The 2,720-nt window shown below is 58.3% G+C and carries 2 protein-coding genes; both read right to left on the minus strand.

The genetic code is table 11. The features are described from left to right. Positions 1–217 precede the first annotated feature (217 nt). Complete coding sequence (locus JCM13995_RS13265; protein WP_082397878.1) at positions 218–1,123, minus strand: phosphotransferase family protein; 906 nt, start codon at positions 1,121–1,123, stop codon at positions 218–220. 277 nt (positions 1,124–1,400) lie between these two features. Continuing rightward, the coding region (locus JCM13995_RS13270) for a PTS fructose transporter subunit IIC (RefSeq protein WP_054666514.1) at positions 1,401–2,720 on the minus strand (1,320 nt) is incomplete at its 5' end.

The following is a 2,720-nucleotide window of genomic DNA, read 5'->3' on the forward strand; positions in this document are numbered from 1 at the left end:
CCTGAACGTCAATGATCACCTCATCGGCGGCCGGGGTGAGGTCGGGCAGGGTGCGCGCCGAAAGGACGGTCGCGCCGTGCTTGAGTTCAAAGCCAAAAGCTTGCATGAAGATCAGCCTCCCTTTTTCAGATGGCTTCAGTTTAGGGCCTGTTCCTGGCCGCGCCAAGCAATACGACTCGATAAAAAGCGCTGATTCGGTCAGATTAGCACACCTTGATTAGTTTGCTAGCGTGTGGCTAATGTCCATGAGTTCGGTTAGGCAGCGCCTTGCTTCGGACTGGTCCGCATATTCCACAGCCCAGACATAGGCGTCTTGAGCCAGGTACACGAGGTGGTAGAACTGTCGGCGGCGTATAGCTGCAGGGTCGGTGCTGAGTGGTTTACCGTATCCGGAGAAGAAACTAGTCCGCGCCAGCCAGTCTGAAGGAAAGTCAAACTCTGGATCGCCAAAGAGTGCGCGGTCGGCATCGATGACTGCCGCCAGTTGCTGATCGTCCTCTGACACCAAGATGTTTGGCTCCCATAAATCTGCATGGACCAGCGCCGGCTTGGTGATGTTCTTGAAGAGTGGGGTCGCCTCATCAAATCTGGCAAATAGCTGCTGCGCGTCTGATTGGTCCAGCAGCGCATGACCGACCAGGAGCTTCAACGCCGTGCGCATGGTCATCTGGATAAAGGTGTTCCATTCGGTGAAGCCGCGGCCAGCAGCAGTATCGCTGAGCCGCCCGAAGCAGGGTGCGGTGATGGCGTGCATTCGTTTCATGTAGGCCCCAAACTGTCGGTAAAGGGCATCCCTGGCATTGGGTGCGACGTCCGGTGAGTTCAATGGTTTGCCGGGGATGTATCTGGTGAGCAGGTAGCTACGGCGTATGCAGGAACTCTCATCTGCTTGCGCCACCACTTCCGGGCACGGCAAATGGACCTGCTGCAGTAGAGCGTAAGCGGCGACGGCGCCTGGCATCAGGTGCCGCTCGTAAGGAATCAGGAGGTCGCGGTTCACAGGCCCTGCGGTTAGCATATAGCGCTGACCGTCAGCCAACGTGAGCGTGTATGAGGTGTTGAACAAACCGCCACTGGCCAGGCGGCTTTGAAACTGTCCTGCGCGCGGAAAATGTTGGGTCACGACCGTGTTGAGCTAGGCATTGGTGAGTGGTTGAAACAGGCGAGAAGTCATGAGCGGACCTCCAGTTGATGGTGTGAGTGAACGGAGCCAGAGCCTCTATGCAGCATCTTCGTGACTGGTTCCGTAATTTGATCAGTTTGACTGGCCCCATCGTACCAAATTTTGGCCGCATTTAGCGGTGCGCCATAGAAAAAGCCGTGTCGCTTCTCACATCAGGAGAGAGCGACACGGTTTCAGATGTTTTTCAACCAGGGAACGAGATCATCGCGATCTTTGGTCAGGCGTTCTCTTTGGCTTTTGGCCGCCAGAAGCCGAGGATCAGGGACGCAATGGCGGTGCCGACCAATAGCGACACGATAAAGCCAAGTTTCTGGTTGGTCAGGGCCAACGCGACGATGCCGCCGTGGGGCGCCGGGACGTTGACGTGAAACAGCTGGGTCAGTCCGCCGGCAATGGCGGAGCCGATGACGCTGCTGCCGATGACGTGGACCGGGTCGGTTGCGGCAAACGGGATGGCGCCTTCAGTGATGAAGGTCAGGCCCAGCACGTAGTTCGACATGGCGGAGGAGTGCTCGGTATTGGTGAACTTGCTCGGGAAGAAGGTCGCGGCGATCGCAATGGCCAGCGGCGGGATCATCCCACCGATCATGACGGCGGCCATCCAGCGGCCGTCCTTGAAGCCGGAAGCCTGGTAAACGCCAATGGCAAAGGTGTAAGCGGCTTTGTTGAAGGGGCCGCCCATGTCGATGCTCATCATGGCGGCAAGAATGGTTCCGACGAGGATGGCATTGCCGGTACCCATGCCTTCAAGCCAGTTGATCAAGGCCCCGTTGAGGAAGGCGAAGATCGGGTTGACGACGAAGAACATAATCAGGCCGATCAGCGCCAGCCCAATGACCGGGTAGAACAGGATGGTCTTCAGGCCGTCCAGGGAGTGCGGCATGCCGGCAAAGAGCTTCTTCAGGCCGACAATCATCCAGCCGGCGATGAAGCCGGCTGCTAAACCGCCGATGAAGCCGGCCGCGTTCTGCGCGTGAACGACAGAAGCGGCGGCGATCGTGGCCATGTAACCACCGACAAACCCTGGCATCAACGCCGGGCGGTCACCGATCGACACCGCGATGTAGGCGGCCAGGACCGGGACCAGGAAGGAAAATGCGTAGTTGCCGAGGTTGTTGGTGAAGGTGAACCACTGGGACTTGGCACCGAACGCATTTTCAAAAATGAAGGACACGGCCATGATGATCCCGCCACCAACGACAAACGGCAGCATGTTGGAAACGCCATTCATGAGATCGGCGTAGATGCGGCTCCAGAGGGTCTTCTTTTCGTCGCCGTCATCGGCCGCAGCCGCTTCCGTGTGGCCGCCGGCTGCGTGGAAGACCGGCCCTTTTTCGTCCAGGGTGTCCTGAATCAGTTCATCGGGTTTCTTGATGCCGTCGATGACAGGGCGGTTGATCAGGTGCTTGCCGTCAAACCGCGGCATGTCGACTTTCTTGTCGGCGGCAATGATGACCCCGACCGCGGCGTCGATGTCGGCGGCGGTCAGCTTGTGCTTGACGCCTTCAGAGCCGTTGGTTTCGACCTTGATGTCGAC

Source organism: Lacticaseibacillus camelliae DSM 22697 = JCM 13995 (assembly GCF_001311195.1).
Taxonomy (GTDB): Bacteria; Bacillota; Bacilli; order Lactobacillales; family Lactobacillaceae; genus Lacticaseibacillus; species Lacticaseibacillus camelliae.